Here is a 16,585-nt window from a genome sequence, read left to right as displayed (position 1 = left end):
CGACCCCGGCGTTCAGGGCCAGCAGGTTGGTCTGGAACGCGATCTCGTCGATCACCCCGATGATCTGGCCGATCTGGCTTGAGGACCCGTTGATCTGATCCATGGCGCCGATCGCCTGGGCGACCACGTCGCCGGAGCGCTCGGCGTCGGACTTCGCCGCCTGGACGATCCGGCTCGCGTCCTGGGCGCTCTCCGCGCTCTTGCGGACGGCCGCTGTGATCTCCTCCAGAGCGGCCGCGGTCTCTTCGAGGCTGGCGGCCTGCTGCTCCGTCCGCCGCGAGAGGTTGTCGGCCGCCGAGCCGATCTGCGCCACGCCTTGGGTGACCACGTGCGTCACGTCGACGGCCGAGCCCATGGCCTGTTCCAGGGCGCTGACTGCGGCGTTGAAGTCGTCCTTCACGCCCATGAATTCCGGCGCGAGATCGGCGTCCACCCGGGCCCGCAGATCGCCTTGCGACAGGCGCGACAGGGCCGCGCCGAGGGCCGCCATGGCCGCGTCCTGAGCACGCTTGACCGCCACCTGTTCGGCGTGGAGGCGCTCCCGCTCCGCCTGCAGGCTCTCGAGGTAGATCGAGATCGCGAAGTCCATGTCCAGGAACACGGCCTTGACCAGGGTCGCGGTGGCGTCGGCGGTTTCTTCTGCGCCCTTGGCGCGCCCGCCGAAGCCCTTCGGCCAGCGGGTTTCCACCAGGCGCCGCAGCAGGTTCTCGATGATCAGCGCATAGCCGGCGATGTACCAGCGGGGCTCCAGGCCGATCCGCGCGTGGGTCTGGCCGATGGTGCGGACGCCGGTGACATAGGTGTCGTCGAACCGCCCCTCGGCGATGGTGGTCCAGTGGCGGCCCTGGGCGTTCTGGGCCGCGGCCATGTGGCCGGGGTCCTTGAAGAACCGGCTGACCTGCGGCGTCTGGGCGATCTTGGCGTAGAAGAGGCTCAGCGCCGGTTGGATCTCCGCCGCGATGAACGGCTGCAGCGATCGCAGCGTCTCCCGCGCCTTGCTGTCCAGTCCGATGAAATCCAGGCGTTCCTTGACGGCGTAGGTGTCGGTCACGGGGAGGTCCTTTCGTCCTCCGCACTAGCCAAGCCATTGGTTAACGCAGGTTTGCGGAACGCCTCCCGCCCCTGCGACGAATTGGCGAAGCTCTGCCTTTAGCCTCCAACCGCCGGATGTCGGAGACCTGCGTTAGGCTAACGGCGACCCGAAATGACGCGGAAACGGCGCCGACAGGTGCGCCTCACGTCTTCGCCTGCGCGGCGAGGCCCGCCTGGGCCAGGCCGAGAACGCCGCCGGGATTCAGGGAGTCGACCATGGCGGTGGGCAGCAGAATGGTGGCGCCGCCCTCCTTGGTGGTCTCGTAGATGATGTTCATGGCGCGCAGCTGAAGCGCGGCGGGCGATCGGCCATAGATCTCGGCCGCCTCCACGAACCGGGCGGCGACCTCCTGCTCGGCCTGGGCCAGGGCCACCCGCGCCAGCCGCTCGCGTTCGGCCTGGGCCTGGCGGCTCATGGCGTCCTGAAGCCCGGAGGGTACGCCGATGTCGCGGATCTCCACCGAGATCACCGAGATGCCCCAGTCGGCGGTCTTCCGTCCGATCACATCGCGAAGGATCTCGTCGCCCTTGGTGCGTTCCGCCAGCAGCGTCGCCAGCAGCGACGAGCCCACGATCTCGCGCAGCGAGGTCTCGGACACCTGGGCGATGGCGCGCCGGTAGTCCTGGATCTCCAACGCTGCGCGTTCGGTGTCGTGCACCTGCCAGAACACCACGGCGTCGATATTGACCGGCACCGTATCCTTGGAGAGCGCCTGCTGGGCGTTGAACTCGGTGGTCTGGATGCGCTGATCGATCCAGTAGGCGACCTGGTCCACCACCGGGATGATGAAGAAGAGGCCGGGCCCAGCGATGCGGTCCAGCCGGCCCAGGCGCAGGACCACCGCCCGCTCCCACTGGTTCGCCAGCATCAGGGTGAGCGGAATGAGCGCGCCGAGAATGATCAGGATAGCCCCGACCCACCTGGCGGTCGGCCCCGTCACGGCCACAGCCAGGATCACGCCACCGGTGATGGCCAGGCTGGAGAGTACGATCGCGAGCGGGTTGGCGCCCCGCAGCTTGGAGATGCCCCCGAACTCGAGCCTGAGGTTGGGGCTGGCGGCGTTCATCATCGGACTTCCTCCTTCGCGGCGGCGAGCGCCGTGATCTTCTCGGCCAGCGCCAGGGGGTCGACCCCGGCGGCGGCGGCGGTGGCCAGGGCCTGGCGGGCGAGCCGCTCGACCTCGGCGGCGTGATCGGGGCCCTTCAGGGCAGCGGCCGGCTCGGCGACGAAACTGCCCCGGCCGCGGACCAGCACCAGCGCGCCCGCGCGCTCCAGCTCGTCATAGGCGTGCCGTACGGTGTTCAGGTCGATCCGGAAGGCCACCGCCACCTGGCGCATGGTCGGCATCTGGTCGCCCGGCTTCAGCGCGCCGGCGCCCATGGCCTGCAGGAACTGTTCGCGGAGCTGCACATAGATCGGGACTCCAGTGTCCTCGATCCGGATGCGGCCCAGCAATTGCTCCTGTGTATGCATACACTCATACAATCATCGGAGCCGCGTTTGGTCAATCGGGATCCGAATGCGTGACTCCGCGGCGGTCCCAGGCCACGCTCTGGTCAAACGAAACCAAATTCGAGGAAACCCTGATGACGCCCCGTTTGTTGGCCGCCGCGACGGCGGCCGCCCTTCTGTTTGGTGCGGGGGCGGCTTCCGCCGCGAAGGCGCCGCCTAAGGGCCTGGAACTGTACGCCATCGACTGTGGCAAGTTCCCGGTGCCCGACGCCGACATGTTCGCGGACGACGGGGCCTATAAGGGCGTGCAACGGACGCTGATCGTGCCCTGCTACCTGGTCCGCCATCCCAAGGGCGATTTGATCTGGGACACGGGCATCCCGCAATCCAAGCAAATCCTGCTCGACGCGCTGAAGCAGCTCGACCTGACGCCGGCGGACATCGAATTCGTGTCGGTCTCGCACAGCCACTTCGACCACATCGGCAACGCCGGCCTGTTCGCCGGCTCCACCTGGGTCGTGGATCCGGACGAGAAGGCGACCGCGTTCAGCGAGGCGGCGCGGAAGAACGCGGGGCAGTTCGCGGCCTACTCCGCGCTTGAGGCGTCGAAGACCAGGCTGATCGAGGGACCGACGCTCGACCTGTTCGGCGACAAGACGGTGGTGATCCACCAGACGCCCGGCCACACCCCCGGGCACACCATCCTGGAGTTGAAGCTGCAGGACGCCGGGGTCGTGCTGCTCACCGGCGACCTCTGGCACCTCGCCGAGAGCCGCGAGGCCAAGCGGGTGCCACGCTTCAACTTCAACCGGGCCGAGACGCTGAAGAGCTACGAGGCCACCGAGGCGCTCGCCGCCAAGACCAAGGCCCGGGTCGTGCGCGAGCATGTGATGGAGGACTTCGAAGCCCTGCCCAAGTTCCCGGCGGCGCTGAAGTAGGGGGCCTGCCATGGGCGGACTGATCAGCGGGGCGCGGAGCCTTTCGCCCGAGATGCTGGCGGAGCGGGCCGCCCGGGCGGCGGCGGGGCTGGCCAGCCTGGGGATCGGCGCGGGCGATCTCGTGGCGCTCTATCTGCGCAACGACTTCCCGTTCTTCGAGGCCAGCGCCGGGGCCGGCCTCATCGGCGCCTATCCGACGCCGGTGAACTGGCACTACACGCCGGACGAGGCGGCCTATCTGTTCGAGAACTCCGGCGCCAAGGCCATCGTCATCCACGCCGATCTGATCCCGGCCATCCGCGAGGCCCTGCCGCCGGGCGTGCCGGTGCTGGTGGTCCCCACGCCGCCCGAGATCGCGGAGGCCTATGGGATCGATCCCTCGCCGGCGCCGCCCGGGTTCCTGGACTGGTCGTCGTGGCTGGAGGGCTTCCCGCCCTACGCCGGGCCGCCCACGGAGGCGCCGGGGACGATCATCTACACCTCGGGCACCACCGGCCGGCCGAAAGGCGTGCGCCGCCGCCCGCCAAGCGCGGAGCAGGCGGCCCTCACCGGCCTAATCATCGGCCGGGCCTTCGGCTTCATGGGCTTCGGCCCGCCGGAGGAGATCGTCACCGTGGTGACGGGACCGATGTACCACTCGGCCCCCAACGCCTATGGCCTGGCTGCAGCCCGGCTCGGCGCCACGGTCATCCTCCAGCCCCGCTTCGATCCCGAGGAGCTGCTGCAGCTGATCGAGCGCCACCGAGTCACGCACCTGCACATGGTGCCGATCATGTTCCACCGGCTGCTGAAGCTGCCGGATGAGGTGAAAGCCCGCTACGATCTCTCGTCGCTGAGGTTCGTGGTCCACGCCGCGGCGCCCTGCCCGCCCCCGATCAAGCGGGCGATGATCGAGTGGTGGGGGCCGGTGATCAACGAGTACTACGGCTCCACCGAAGTCTCGGCCGTCACCTTCTGCACCTCCGAGGACTGGCTCAGTCACCCCGGCACGGTGGGCCGGCCGTGGCCGGAGACGGACGTGCGGGTGATCGGGTTGGACGGTGAGAGCCTGCCGCCCGGCGAGGTCGGCGAGGTGGTGGCCCGGACCCGCGGCATGGCCGACTTCACCTATCACGGCGACGACCAGAAGCGGGCCGACAGCGAGAAGGCCGGCCTGATCGCGCCCGGCGACATCGGCTACTTCGACAAGGACGGGTTCCTCTACCTCTGCGACCGCGCCAAGGACATGATCATCTCCGGCGGGGTGAACATCTATCCGGCCGAGATCGAGGCCGAGCTGCTGAAGATGCCCGGCGTCGCCGACTGCGCCGTGTTCGGCATCCCCGACGAGGAGTTCGGCGAGGGCGTCTATGCGGTCGTCCAGCCCAGCGAGGGGGCCGATGTCACCGAAGCCTCGGTGAAGGCGTACCTGCGCGAGCACGTGGCCGGCTACAAGATGCCCCGCCGCGTCGATCTGGCGGCCGAGCTGCCCCGCGAGGATTCCGGCAAGATCTTCAAGCGCAAGCTGCGCGAGCCGTTCTGGGCCGGGCTGGAGCGGCGGATCTAGGCTTCGCCGGGCAGCTTCTCGGTGTCGATCGAGGCCTGCATCGCCGCCGAGTAGCGAGCCCCCGCCACCGTCTCGGCGTTCACGGCAGCCTCCACCTTGGCGACGATTTCCGGCGCAAGGACGATCCCCGCCGCGGCGGCGTTCTCGCGCATGTGGTCCGGCCGGGAGGTGCCCGGAATCGGAATGATGTGCTCGGCCCTCTGCAGCAGCCAGGCCAGGCACAGCTGGGCCGGCGTGCAGCCCGCCTGGGCCGCGATCGCCTTGAAGGCGTCCAGCAGCTTCAGGTTCGCCTGGTAGGCCTCGCCCTGGAAGCGGGGCATGGCCTTGCGGAAGTCGGCGTCCTCGAACTGCGACGGATCCGGCGCCCCGCCGGCCAGAAATCCCCGGGCGACCGGCGAGAAGGCCACGAACGCCACGCCGAGTTCGCGGCAAGCCTCCAGGACGGCGACCTCCGGATTGCGGGTCCACGGCGAATACTCGGTCTGAAGGGCCGTGATCGGGTGGACGGCGTGGGCGCGGCGCAGGGTCTCGGCCGAGACTTCCGACAGCCCGATGGCGCGGATCTTTCCCGCCTGCACCAGCTCGGCCAGGGCGCCGACGCTCTCCTCGATGGGCACGCGTTTGTCGTAGCGATGCAGGTAGTAGAGGTCGATCACGTCGGTCTGCAGGCGGCGAAGGCTGACGTCGCACAGCGCCTTGATCGTCTCGGGGCGCCCGTCGATGCCGCGCTGCGCGCCGGTGGCGTCGGTCAGGCCGCACTTGGAGGCGAGGGTGAACCGCTGCCGATGTGGGCCCAGCACCTCCCCCACCAGGGTCTCGTTGTGGCCCAGGCCATAGACGACCGCGGTGTCGAAGAAGGTGTAGCCCGCGTCCAGCGCGCCCAGCAGCACCTCCTCGGCCTGGGCCCTCGGCGGCGGCGAGCCGTAGGCGTGGGAGAGGCTCATGCACCCCAGTCCGATGGCCGAGACGTCGAACGGACCGAGCTTGCGGGTCTGCATGAGGCGATCTCCTTGAGGGTTGCGGGCGAAAGAGGCCGCCCGTCGTACGTAGGTCAACCCAGCTTGGATTCCAGCTCGGCGAAATCGGCCACGAACCAGACGTGGCGGCCGCGGTTCGACTCGCGCACGAAGTCGCGAAGGGCGGCGCTCTCGGCGATGGCCGTCGACACGTCGCCGACGAAAGCGACCTGGAAGCCATAGTTCACGAACTTCTGGATGACCTCGCCGGCGATCCGCGTCCGAAGCCTGAGGAACTCCTCACCCAGCCGCTCGACCGGGATCGCGATCACCTTGGCGTCGACGCCCAAGGCCTCGCCGATGATGTCCGTCGCGGCCCGTTCGCTGTCCAGCTTCGGACCGTCCGGCGCACAAGTCCAAACGGGCACGCCACGGACCGGGAGGAGGCTCATCCGGCCACGCCTAGGCCGCGACCCTTGCCCGCGCCTGCTCGAACCAGGGGACGAGCCGACGGATCGCCTCCTCGATCTCAGGCGTCGAGACCGCGAAGCTCACGCGGATGTAGCGGCGCCCGTCCACGGGATCGAAGTCGATGCCCGGCGCCGTGGCCACGCCGGTGTCCTGCAGGAGCTGCTTGCAGAAGGCGAGACTGTCGTCGGTCAGCCGCCCCACGTCGGCCCAGATGTAGAAGGCGCCATCCGGCGGCGCGATCTTCTCCAGGCCCAGCGCCGGCAACGCCTCCAGCAGCAGTTCGCGGTTTCGGCGATAGGTGGCCAGGTGGCCCTCCAGCTCGTCGCGGCTGTCCATGGCCACCAGGGCCGCGTGCTGGGCCAGCGACGGCGCGGTGAGGAACAGGGCGCCCATGTAGGCCACCGCCCGCGAGGCCTCGGCCTTGGGCACGATCAGCCAGCCCAGCCGCCAGCCGGCCATGCTGAAGTATTTGGAGAAGCTGTTCACGACGATGGCCTGGGGTTCGTACTCCAGCATCGAGTGCGTCGGCTCGGCGTAGCTGAGGCCGTGATAGATCTCGTCCGAGATGATGCGGATGCCGCGGTCGCGGCACACCTGCGCGATGGCGGCGAGCTCGTCGCCCGGGATCACAGTGCCGGTGGGATTGGCCGGGCTGGCCAGGATGACGCCGGCGGGCGCAGGCTCGATCCGGGCGAGGAGGTCGGCGGTGAGCTGGTAGCGGGTCTCAGGCCCGCAGGGGATCTCCAGCGGGACCATGTGCAGGGCTTTGACGTTGTTGCGGTAGGCGACGTAGCCCGGCCGCGCCATGGCGATCACGTCGCCCGGCTTGAAGGTGGCCGACAGGGCCAGCACCAGGGCCGGCGAGGCGCCGCAGGTGAGCGTGATCTGCGACGGCTCCACCGTCACCCCGTAGGTCTCGGCATAGTGGCGGCAGATGCGGGCCTTCAGCGGCGCGCTCTCCCAGTAGCCCATGGCCTCGGCGTCCAGCACGGCGTGCGCGGCCGCGATCGCGGCCTTCGGGGCGCCGGTCGACGGCTGCCCGAACTCCATGTGGATGATCGAACGGCCCTCGGCCTTCAGCCGATGGGCCAGGCCGCTGACGGAGATGGCGTAGAAGGGATCGATCTCGGCGCTCATGCCGCAGAGGTAGTGCGAAGCCGGCCAAAACGCCATGCGGCTTGACCGCCGGCGCTGCGGGCGCGAAGGCCTCCTGCGTCGAGGGGGATCTCCAGTGGCTTCATCGCAGACCGGCGCCGGCAGCGCCTCCAACCGCCGCGTCCTGGCGGCCAGCCTGGTGGGCACGGCGGTCGAGTTCTACGACTTCTACATCTACGCCACCGCCGCCTCGCTGGTGTTCCCGCACCTCTTCTTCCCCAAGTCGTCGGATTCGGCCCAGCTGCTGCAGAGCTATGCGACCTTCGCCGTGGCCTTCTTCGCGCGGCCGGTGGGGGCGGCGTTCTTCGGGCACTTCGGCGACCGGATCGGGCGCAAGTCGACCCTTGTGGCCTCGCTGATGATGATGGGCGCCTCGACGCTGCTGATCGCCTTCCTGCCCACGTACGCCATGGTGGGCTGGGTGGCGCCGGCCCTGCTCTGCCTGCTGCGGTTCGGCCAGGGGTTTGGCCTGGGCGGCGAATGGGGCGGCGCGGCGTTGCTGGCCGTGGAGAACGCCCCGCCGGGCTGGCGGGCCCGGTTCGGCATGTTCCCGCAGCTGGGGGCGCCGGTCGGGTTCATCGCGGCGAACGGGCTGTTCCTGATCCTGGGCGCGGCCATGCCGGCCGACGACTTCCTGGCCTGGGGATGGCGGCTGCCGTTCCTGGCCAGCGCGATCCTGGTGGGCCTGGGCCTCTGGGTGCGGCTGCGCATCGGGGAGACGCCCGCCTTCCAGAAGGCGCTGGAAGAGGCCGAACCCAGCCACGTGCCGATGGCCGAGGTGATCCGCCGGCACGGCGGCGCCCTGCTGGGCGGGACCTTCGCAGTGGTGGCCTGCTTCGCCATCTTCTACCTCTCCACCGCCTTCGCCCTCGGCTACGGCACGACGACCCTGGGCTACAGCCGCGAGACCTTCCTGGCCGTCCAGCTCGGCGCGATCCTGTTCCTGGCGGTGGGCATCCTGGCCGCCGGCTGGTGGTCGGATGTGGCCAATCCCCGCCGGGTGCTGATGGCGGGATGCGTCGGCACGGTGGTCGTCGGCGCGGTCATGGGCGCCATGATGGGCGCCGGCTCGCTGCCGCTGATCTGGCTGTGGCTCTCCCTGGCCCTGCTGATGATGGGCTTCGTCTACGGCCCGCTCGGCGCCTTCCTGCCCAGCCTGTTCCCGCCCCGGGTGCGCTACACGGGCGCGTCGATCGCCTTCAACGTGGGCGGCATCATCGGCGGGGGCCTCGCGCCCATGGCGGCGCAGCTGCTGGCCGACCGCGGCGGGCTGGCCCCCGTGGGCCTCTACCTCGCCGCCGCCGCCCTGCTGAGCTTCGTGGGCCTGATCGCGCTGAAGCCGCGCTATGCGGAGTAGCGCGCCCGCGGCATGATCGCGGCCATGCTTATCGAGACGCCCGAACAGCTCGCCACGATCTACGACCTCGCGCCCGTGCCGGCTTCCACGGTCAAGGAGACCGACCACATCACCCCGCACTACCGGGCGCTGATCGAGGCCTCCCCCTTCGTCGCCCTGGCCACCGTCGGGCCGGAGGGACTGGACTGCAGTCCTCGCGGCGATGCGGGCGCGGCGGTCCGGATCGACGGGCCGCGGACCCTGGTGATGCCGGACCGGCGCGGCAACAACCGGATCGACAGCCTGTCCAACATCGTCCGCGACCCGCGCGTGGCGCTGCTGTTCCTGATCCCGGGCTCCGGCACGACGTTCCGGGTGAACGGGCGAGCCGTCATCTCCGCGGCCCCCGACCTGCTGGCTTCCCTCGCCGTGCAGGGCCAGGCGCCGCGGACCGCCATCGTCATCACCGTCGAGCGCGCCTACTTTCAGTGCGCCCGGGCCGTGGTGCGCTCCAGGATCTGGGACCCCGCGGCCCACGTCGATCCCGCGTCGCTCCCCACGCCCGGCGAGATCCTGGCCGCGCTCAGCGCCGGCGAGGTCGGCGGCAAGGCCTATGACGAGGCGTGGCCCGCCCGCGCGGCGAAGACCCTCTGGTAGGCCTCAGACCGGAACCTCGCCCGCCACGGTCGTGCGGTGCATGACGCGGAGGTGGCCGTCATAGCCGCCCTCGGCGAAGTGCATGGTGCAGCGGTTGTCCCACATCAGCACCATCCCCGGCTTCCAGGTGTGGCGCAGGCGATAGGTCTCCTGCAGCAGGTGCTTGTAGAGGAAGCCCAGCACCGCATCGGCCTCCATGTCGCTCAGCCCCTCGACCCCGACCGTGTAGGTCGGGCTGACGAACAGCGCCTTGCGTCCGCTCACCGGATGGGTGCGCACCAGCGGATGCGGGTGGGTCTTGTCCGCCTCGGGCGAGGAGATGATCTCCATCGTCCGCTTCTGCGTCTCGCGCGCGAAGAGGCCGTTGGCGCCATAGGGCCGGCCGGCGGAATGGATCGCGCGCAAGGGCGCCAGCATGGCCTTCATGGTGGCGGACAGGTCGTCGTAGGCGCGGGCCGCGTCCACGAACAGGGTGTCCCCACCAACCGGCGGCGTCACCTCCGAGCGCAGGATGGTCGCCGACGGCGGCGCCGGCTGGAAGCTCCAGTCCGAATGCCAGCCGCCGCCGAAGTTCGGGGCCTTCTCGTCGGGCTCGCGCCGCAGCTCCAGCACGTTGGGCCGGCCGGGCATGGGCTTGATGAACGGATCTTCCCCGAACGGGCCCATCTGCAGCGTGAACGCCTCCAGCGCGTCCAGGCTGAGCGGCTGGTCGGGAAAGGCCAGCACCGCGTGGCGCGCCCAGGCGGCCTTCACCTCGGCCAGCACCTCGGGCGGGAGCGGCCGGGACAGGTCGACGCCGGTCACTTCGGCGCCGAAGCCAGTTTCGCGCGGCTGGACCCTGATCGTGCGATAGGCGCTGTGCGCTTCCATCAGCATGGCCGTTCCTCCTCAGCCTCTGGACAAAACACCTGTTTGCGTACGCGACGGCAAGCTTGTAATCGAAGCCCGTCATGGCCGCTTTCGACACCACCGAAGACAAGCTGATCACGCTCACGCCGGACCGGGAGGTCGACGTACGCGAGACCTTTGGCGTGGATATCGACATGAAGGTCCCGGCCTTCAGCGAGCGCGACCCCCACGTGCCGGACGTGGATCCCGCCTACAAGTTCGACCTCGAGACCACGCGGGCGATCTGCGCGGGCTTCGCCTTCGACCGTCGGGTGATGGTCCAGGGCTATCACGGCACCGGCAAGTCGACCCACATCGAACAGGTGGCCGCGCGCCTGAACTGGCCGATGATCCGGGTCAACCTGGACAGCCACATCAGCCGCATCGACTTGGTCGGCAAGGACGCCATCGTCCTGAAGGACGGCAAGCAGGTCACCGAATTCCGCGAGGGCATGCTGCCCTGGGCGCTGCAGCGGCCCATCGCGCTGGTGTTCGACGAGTACGACGCCGGCCGGCCCGACGTGATGTTCGTGATCCAGCGCGTGCTGGAAGCCTCGGGCAAGCTGACCCTGCTGGACCAGAACCGGGTGATCCGGGCGAACCCCTATTTCCGCCTGTTCTCGACCACCAACACCATCGGCCTGGGCGACACGACCGGCCTCTACCACGGCACCCAGCAGATCAATCAGGCGCAGATGGACCGCTGGTCCATCGTCACCACGCTGAACTACCTCAGCCACGACGTGGAGGCCGAGATCGTCCTGGCCAAGGCCCCCGGCTATCAGAGCGCCGAGGGCAAGCGGACCATCAACGCCATGGTGCGGGTCGCCGACATGACCCGGAATGCGTTCATGAACGGCGACATCTCCACGGTCATGAGCCCGCGGACGGTGATCACCTGGGCCCAGAACGCCGAGATCTTCGGCGGCGACATCGGGCTCGCGTTCCGGATGACCTTCCTGAACAAGTGCGACGAGCTGGAGCGCGGCACGGTGGCCGAGTTCTACCAGCGCGCCTTCGGCCAGGACCTGCCCGAGAGCACCGCGCGGGTCCGCGTCGCGTAGGAGCGGCAACGCCTGTTGGTCGGCTCCGGCTGGGCGAAGGACGCGGGGCGCGGATAAGCTCTCCGCCCACCTTCACCGGAGACCTCTTGCGATGCGCTTGCTGGCGGCCCTGGCTCTCACGCTGGCGGCAGGCTCGGCCGTGGCCCAGCCCCCGTCCATCCCGCCCGAGGTGATCGCAGCGGCGCGGCGGACCGTGGTCATGACCGTGCCCGGCATGGACCGGGTGGCGGTGACCAGGAACCTGCCCTACGCCGGCGGGAGCGATCCCCGCATCGCCATGGACGTCTATCGGCCGGAGGGGCTGAAGCCCGGCGAGCGGCGCGGCGCGGTCATCTTCATCCACGGCGGCGGCCCGCCCGGCGCGCCGATGAAGGAGATCGGGGCCTTCACCTCATACGGCCGGCTGACGGCGGCTCAGGGCCTCGTGGGCGTGACCTTCACTCACCGGCTGGGCTTCCCGCAGGGCGTCGCCGAAGGCGCGAGCGACGTGGCCGCAGCCGTGGCCTACGTGCGGGCCCATGCGGCCGAGCTGAACATCGACCCCGACCGCATCTGCCTGGCCGCCTATTCGGCCGGCGGCGCGATGCTGGCGCCCTATGTGAAGGATGCGCCGCCGTGGCTGCGCTGCCTCGTGGCCTACTACCCCATGATGGACCTGGAAGGCTCGGCGCAGCACCGCGCCAGCAACGGGGCCGGGATCCTGGCCGCCCAGTCGCCCCTGCGCCAGCTCGCCGAGCCGGGCCGCAAGGCGCCGCTGTACCTGGCCCGGGCCGGCGCCGACGAGATCCCCGAGCTGCTGCCCGGCGTGGACCGGTTCGTGGCCGAGGCCCTGCGCCGGGACTACCCCCTGACGGTCGCCAACAATCCCGGCGCGCCGCACAGCTTCGACGTCACCGGGCCGACCCCGCGCACGCTGGAGATCCTGCAGGAGACCTTCGCGTTCCTGCGGCGCAGCCTGGAGGGCTGAGGGCTACTTCAGGGCGTAGGCGACGACATAGTCCCCGCTGGCCGGGCTCATGGCCGCGCCGCCCGCGCTGACCACCACATACTGCCGGCCGGTCCTGGGCGAGACGTAGGTCATCGGCGTCCCCGCCGCCGCGACGGGCAATGGCGCCTGCCACAGCACCTTGCCCGTGGCGTTGTCGTAGGCCCGCAGGTAGGCGTCGGTGGTAGCGGCGCGGAAGGTGACCCCCCCGGCCGTGGTGATGGGGCCGCCGATGCCGATCGTGCCGATGGGGATCGGCAGGTTCGACTTCAGGCCGAAGGGCGCCTGGGCCTCGGCCGTGCCGGCCGGCACCTGCCAGACCACCTGGCGTGTCCGCACGTCGATCGCGGTCAGCATCCCGTGCGGGGGCTGGATGCAGGGCGCGAACACCGGGCTCAGGAACCACTGGTTGCGCACCTTGTAAGGGATGGCCTTCAGGCTGGGCGGCGGACGGTCCTTCACGGCCCGGCTCAGGGCCACGCCGGGCTCGTCGCTCTTGGTCAGGGCCACGATCTGGGGCATCCGCACGTCGCTGACGATCAGCAGGCCGCGGCGGGCGTCGAAGGCGCCCGAGCCCCAGTTCATCCCGCCCGCATTGCCCGGGTACTGCAGCGACGGCTGCTTGGCGCTGCCGGGCGGCGTGAAGTCGCCCTCGTACCGCACCGACTGGAACATGATCCGGCACGCCAGCTGGTCCAGGGGCGTCGCGCCCCACATCATCTGCTCGGTCAGCCGCTCGACCCCGATGGTGGGCATCTCCACCGAATAGGGCTGGGTCGGGAAGACCCACTCGCCGGGCTGGGCCCCGCCGGGCACCCGCACCTCCACCACCCGGGTCAGCGGCTTGCCGTCGCGGCGGTCGAGCACGAAGATCTGCCCGCGCTTGGTCAGCTGGACCAGGGCCGGCGCCGTGCCGCCCTTGACCGGGAAGTCGATCAGCATCGGCTGGGACGGGACATCGTAGTCCCAGAGGTCGTGGTGCACCGTCTGGAAGGTCCAGCGCATCTTGCCGGTCGCCACGTCCACCGCGACCACCGAGGAGGAATACCCCTCCGCCGCCATGGAGCGGTGCGAGCCCCAATAGTCCGGCGTGGCGTTGCCCACCGGGAGGTAGACGAGGCCGAGGTCCGGGTCGAAGGCGGGCGTCGACCAGACGTTGGGCGTGCCGCGGGTATAGGTCTTCCCCTCGGGCGGCAGCTTGTCGATGGACGGGTCGCCCAGGTCCCACGCCCAGGCCAGTTCGCCCGTGACCACGTCGAAGGCGCGAACGACGCCGGAGGGCTCGGCCAGTTCCTGGTTGTCGACCACCCAGCCGCCGATCAGCACGCGATCGCCGATCACCGTGGGCGTGGAGGTCTGGAAGTAGAAGCCCGGCTTGACCGGCCCGACCCCCGCGGTGAGGTCGACCATGCCGTCCTTGCCGAAGCCCGGGCAGCGCTGGCCCGTCGCCGCGTCCAGCGCGAAGAGCTGGGCGTTGATGGTCGAGGAGATGATCCGGCGGCTGCAGAGCGGCGCCTCGGGCGGGACCGCGGCCTTGGCCGCCACCGCGGCAGCCTTGGGCGCGGGCGACGCGGGCGGGCCGGACAGCGCCACCTTCGGTTGGGTCCCGTCCCAGTAGCCGACGCCGCGGCAGCGGTTCCAGAACAGCGGCTTCACCTTGGGATCGTGCCGCCATTTCTCGCGGCCCGTGTCGGCGTCGAGGGCGATGACCACATTGGTGGGCGTGCAGACGTAGAGCGTGTCGCCCACCTGGACGGGGGTGTTCTGGTCCTGGCTGCCGCGGTGGCGCGCCTCGCCGGTGCGGTAGGTCCAGGCGACCTTCAGGTCGTCGACGTTCTCGCGGTTGATCTGGTCGACGGGCGCATAGCGCGAGCCGCCCGGATCGCGTCCGTAGTAGCGCCAGTCCGACACCGTCTCGGCAGGGCGCGCGGCGCCGGTGACCTGGGCCGGAATGGTGGCCTGGCCCCAGGTGAAGGTCGCGGGGACCACGGCGCCCAGCACGCCCAGGCAGGCCAGGGACAGCAGCCCCACCGCCAGGCCCGACTGATGGCGCAGGGCCGCCTTCGGCGCCGTGGGGATCACCAGCAGGATGAACAGGCCCAGCACCGCCGGGGCGAAGAGGCGCGGCACAAGCGGCCAGAACGCGAGGCCGGCCTCCCACACGCCCCAGGCCAGGGTGGCGCCCAGCACCGCCGCATAGAGGAGGCCCGCCGCGGGGTGCCGGCGCGCCAGCATCACGCCCGTGGCGACGACCGCCGCGCCCGCCAGCATGTAGTAGGGCGAGCCGTCGAGGAAGATCAGCCAGCCCCCGCCCACGAGGAGCAGGATCCCCACCAGCGCCACCAGCCCACCGCCGATCGCGGCCCAGATCCTGGCCGGCCAGCCGGCCGGTTTATCGGACGCCATCTTGTCTATCCCCGAACTCTGGGCGGGACTTTGGCCCGAATCGCCGCGCGCATGAAGGGCGCTGGACCTGGCGCAACCGACAGGCGATGATCATACGGCTTATTCGAAAATCAGAAGCCTTCCGGGGGAGACCATGACGCTACGATCGCTCGCCATTCTGGCCCTTGCCGCCACGGGGCTGACCGCCCTGCCCGCCGCGGCCCAGACCACCTATCCCAAGAACGACTACGCCAAGCCCGAGGCCTGGCTGTGCTGGCCTGGCAAGTCCGGCGACGCCTGCGCCATCGACCTGTCGACCACGGTGGTCAAGGCCGACGGATCCTCCAGCATCGAAGCTTTCAAGGCCGACCCCAAGGCGCCGATCGACTGCTTCTACGTCTACCCCACGGTCTCGAACGACCCCGGCGTCGTCTCGGACATGACCGCCAACGCCGAAGAGCTGAACGTAGTGAAGCAGCAGCTGGCCCGCTTCGGCTCGAAATGCCGGATCTTCGCGCCGATCTACCGCCAGTTCACCCTGACCGCCCTGCGGGCCATGGTGGAGGGCAAGCCGATCCCCGGCGCCGCCGACCCCGCCGTGCGTCAGGTGGGCTACAACGACGTCCTCGATGCCTGGAACCACTACCTGGCCACGCAGAACAAGGGCCGCGGCGTGGTCCTGATCGGCCACAGCCAGGGCTCGGGCCTCCTCCAGCGGCTGATCCCGGCCGAGATCGACGGCAAGCCCATCCAGAAGCAGCTGGTGTCGGCCCTGATCCTGGGCTCGAACCTGCCGGTGACCAAGGGCGGGGACACCGGCCAGTTCAAGTCGATCCCGCTGTGCAAGTCCGCCGACCAGACCGGCTGCGCGATCAGCTACGTCACCTTCCGCGACACCATCCCGCCCCCCGCCAACACCCGCTTCGGCAAGGTGGCGAACCCCGACATGGAGGCGGCGTGCGTCAACCCGGCCGCGCTGCTGGGGCGCAAGGAGCTGCACGCGTACCTGTCGAACGGGATGGAAATCGCCAGCGCCTCGGCGGCGACGCCGACCTGGGTGAAGGACAAGCCGAATCCGACGACGCCGTTCGTGTCCGTCCCCGGCCTGATCACCGGCGGCTGCGTCTCGAAGAACGGCTTCAACTATCTTGAGGCGCGCGTGAACGCCGATCCCGCGGATCCGCGGACGGACGTTATCGCCGGCGACGTGACCGGCCCCGGCGGCGTGGTCGCCCAGGACTGGGGTCTGCACCTCATCGACGCCAACATCGCCATGGGCGACCTGGTCGAGGTGGTGGGCCGCCAGGCCAAGGCCTACGCGGCGAAGAAGTAGGCGCAGGCCTCACCTCCCGGTGCGGGAGGTGAGGCCTGACCCCTTAGCGTCCGGTCAGCTTGCGGCCGGCGAAGACGCCTAGCGCCAGGAACAGCAGGAAGCCGACCACGGCGACGAAGAACAGCAGCTTGGCGATACCGGCCGCAGCGCCGGCGATGCCGCCGAAGCCGAGCGCGCCGGCCACGATGGCGACGATCGCGAAGATCAGGGCCCACTTGAGCATCAGGTTTCTCCTCGGTCCGAAAACTCGGCCTGGAAACGCGGGCGGACCTTCACTGTTCCTCGACACACGATTCCTTGTTTCACCCCGGGTCACGCCTGATCTA

16 protein-coding genes are annotated in these 16,585 nt (G+C 69.9%); 7 read left to right on the top strand and 9 right to left on the bottom strand.

Annotated features, from left to right (window positions below):
* The 3 genes from AX721_RS08810 to AX721_RS08800 all read right to left on the bottom strand — a co-directional run.
* A partial coding sequence (locus AX721_RS08810; RefSeq protein WP_068875635.1) for a globin-coupled sensor protein occupies positions 1–1,051 on the bottom strand: 1,051 nt, incomplete at its 3' end.
* Positions 1,052–1,235: 184 nt separating this feature from the next.
* Positions 1,236–2,162 (bottom strand): slipin family protein, encoded by a 927-nt coding sequence (locus AX721_RS08805; protein WP_197422510.1) that lies wholly within the window; start codon positions 2,160–2,162, stop codon positions 1,236–1,238.
* Entirely contained in the window at positions 2,159–2,566 is a 408-nt protein-coding gene (locus tag AX721_RS08800; RefSeq protein ID WP_082765575.1) for a GntR family transcriptional regulator, read from the bottom strand. Before AX721_RS08800 ends, AX721_RS08805 begins: the two co-directional genes overlap by 4 nt.
* A 113-nt stretch (positions 2,567–2,679) precedes the next feature.
* On the opposite strand from AX721_RS08800, the gene AX721_RS08795 reads away from it, so the two are divergent.
* Together AX721_RS08795 and AX721_RS08790 are read left to right on the top strand one after the other, a co-directional pair.
* Positions 2,680–3,483 carry an N-acyl homoserine lactonase family protein gene (locus AX721_RS08795; RefSeq protein WP_082765574.1) on the top strand — a complete coding sequence of 268 codons (804 nt, stop codon included), beginning with the start codon at positions 2,680–2,682 and terminating at the stop codon, positions 3,481–3,483.
* Positions 3,484–3,493: 10 nt separating this feature from the next.
* Positions 3,494–5,029, top strand: coding sequence for an acyl-CoA synthetase (locus AX721_RS08790; RefSeq protein ID WP_068875633.1), 1,536 nt, complete (start codon positions 3,494–3,496; stop codon positions 5,027–5,029).
* On the opposite strand, the gene AX721_RS08785 is transcribed toward AX721_RS08790, so the two are convergent.
* From AX721_RS08785 to AX721_RS08775, 3 genes are read right to left on the bottom strand one after another with little or no spacing between them, the layout of a single operon-like run.
* Positions 5,026–6,027, bottom strand: a complete 1,002-nt coding sequence (locus AX721_RS08785) for an aldo/keto reductase (protein WP_068875632.1) — start codon at positions 6,025–6,027, stop codon at positions 5,026–5,028. The genes AX721_RS08790 and AX721_RS08785 overlap by 4 nt on opposite strands.
* 53 nt (positions 6,028–6,080) lie before the next feature.
* Positions 6,081–6,437: a DUF4180 domain-containing protein gene (locus AX721_RS08780; RefSeq protein WP_068875631.1), complete on the bottom strand. Its 357-nt coding sequence runs from the start codon at positions 6,435–6,437 to the stop codon at positions 6,081–6,083.
* Between the two features lie 10 nt (positions 6,438–6,447).
* A complete protein-coding gene (locus tag AX721_RS08775) occupies positions 6,448–7,593 on the bottom strand; it encodes a pyridoxal phosphate-dependent aminotransferase (RefSeq protein ID WP_068875642.1) in 1,146 nt (381 codons plus the stop codon).
* Between the two features lie 94 nt (positions 7,594–7,687).
* Here AX721_RS08775 and AX721_RS08770 point away from each other — a divergent pair, with 94 nt between their 5' ends.
* Positions 7,688–8,968 (top strand): MFS transporter, encoded by a 1,281-nt coding sequence (locus tag AX721_RS08770; RefSeq protein ID WP_231733339.1) that lies wholly within the window; start codon positions 7,688–7,690, stop codon positions 8,966–8,968.
* Positions 8,969–8,992: 24 nt separating this feature from the next.
* The gene (locus AX721_RS08765; protein WP_068875641.1) at positions 8,993–9,604 is read left to right on the top strand and encodes a pyridoxamine 5'-phosphate oxidase family protein; all 612 of its coding nucleotides are present in this window, start codon (positions 8,993–8,995) and stop codon (positions 9,602–9,604) included.
* 3 nt (positions 9,605–9,607) lie between these two features.
* Here AX721_RS08765 and AX721_RS08760 read toward each other — a convergent pair whose 3' ends face one another.
* On the bottom strand, positions 9,608–10,480 hold the full coding sequence (locus AX721_RS08760) for a TauD/TfdA family dioxygenase (protein ID WP_231733338.1): 873 nt from the start codon (positions 10,478–10,480) through the stop codon (positions 9,608–9,610).
* A 74-nt stretch (positions 10,481–10,554) separates the two neighbouring features.
* Between AX721_RS08760 and cobS the strand changes: the two genes are divergently transcribed.
* Together cobS and AX721_RS08750 are read left to right on the top strand one after the other, a co-directional pair.
* A complete protein-coding gene (gene cobS / locus AX721_RS08755; RefSeq protein WP_068875629.1) occupies positions 10,555–11,556 on the top strand; it encodes a cobaltochelatase subunit CobS in 1,002 nt (333 codons plus the stop codon).
* Between the two features lie 91 nt (positions 11,557–11,647).
* On the top strand, positions 11,648–12,523 hold the full coding sequence (locus AX721_RS08750) for an alpha/beta hydrolase (RefSeq protein WP_068875628.1): 876 nt from the start codon (positions 11,648–11,650) through the stop codon (positions 12,521–12,523).
* A 3-nt stretch (positions 12,524–12,526) separates the two neighbouring features.
* Here AX721_RS08750 and AX721_RS08745 read toward each other — a convergent pair whose 3' ends face one another.
* Entirely contained in the window at positions 12,527–14,947 is a 2,421-nt protein-coding gene (locus AX721_RS08745; RefSeq protein ID WP_068875627.1) for a membrane-bound PQQ-dependent dehydrogenase, glucose/quinate/shikimate family, read from the bottom strand.
* A gap of 133 nt (positions 14,948–15,080) precedes the next feature.
* Between AX721_RS08745 and AX721_RS08740 the strand changes: the two genes are divergently transcribed.
* Positions 15,081–16,259 (top strand): DUF3089 domain-containing protein, encoded by a 1,179-nt coding sequence (locus AX721_RS08740; RefSeq protein WP_068875626.1) that lies wholly within the window; start codon positions 15,081–15,083, stop codon positions 16,257–16,259.
* A gap of 43 nt (positions 16,260–16,302) precedes the next feature.
* Here the strand turns inward: AX721_RS08740 and AX721_RS08735 are convergent, their stop codons facing one another.
* Complete coding sequence (locus AX721_RS08735) at positions 16,303–16,482, bottom strand: DUF1328 family protein (RefSeq protein WP_068875625.1); 180 nt, start codon at positions 16,480–16,482, stop codon at positions 16,303–16,305.
* Positions 16,483–16,585: the final 103 nt, after the last annotated feature.

Source organism: Phenylobacterium sp. CCH9-H3 (genome assembly GCF_001557235.1).
Taxonomy (GTDB): Bacteria; Pseudomonadota; Alphaproteobacteria; order Caulobacterales; family Caulobacteraceae; genus Phenylobacterium.
Note: the sequence above shows the minus strand (reverse complement) of the source record. Positions and strands in the feature narration are given on the sequence as shown.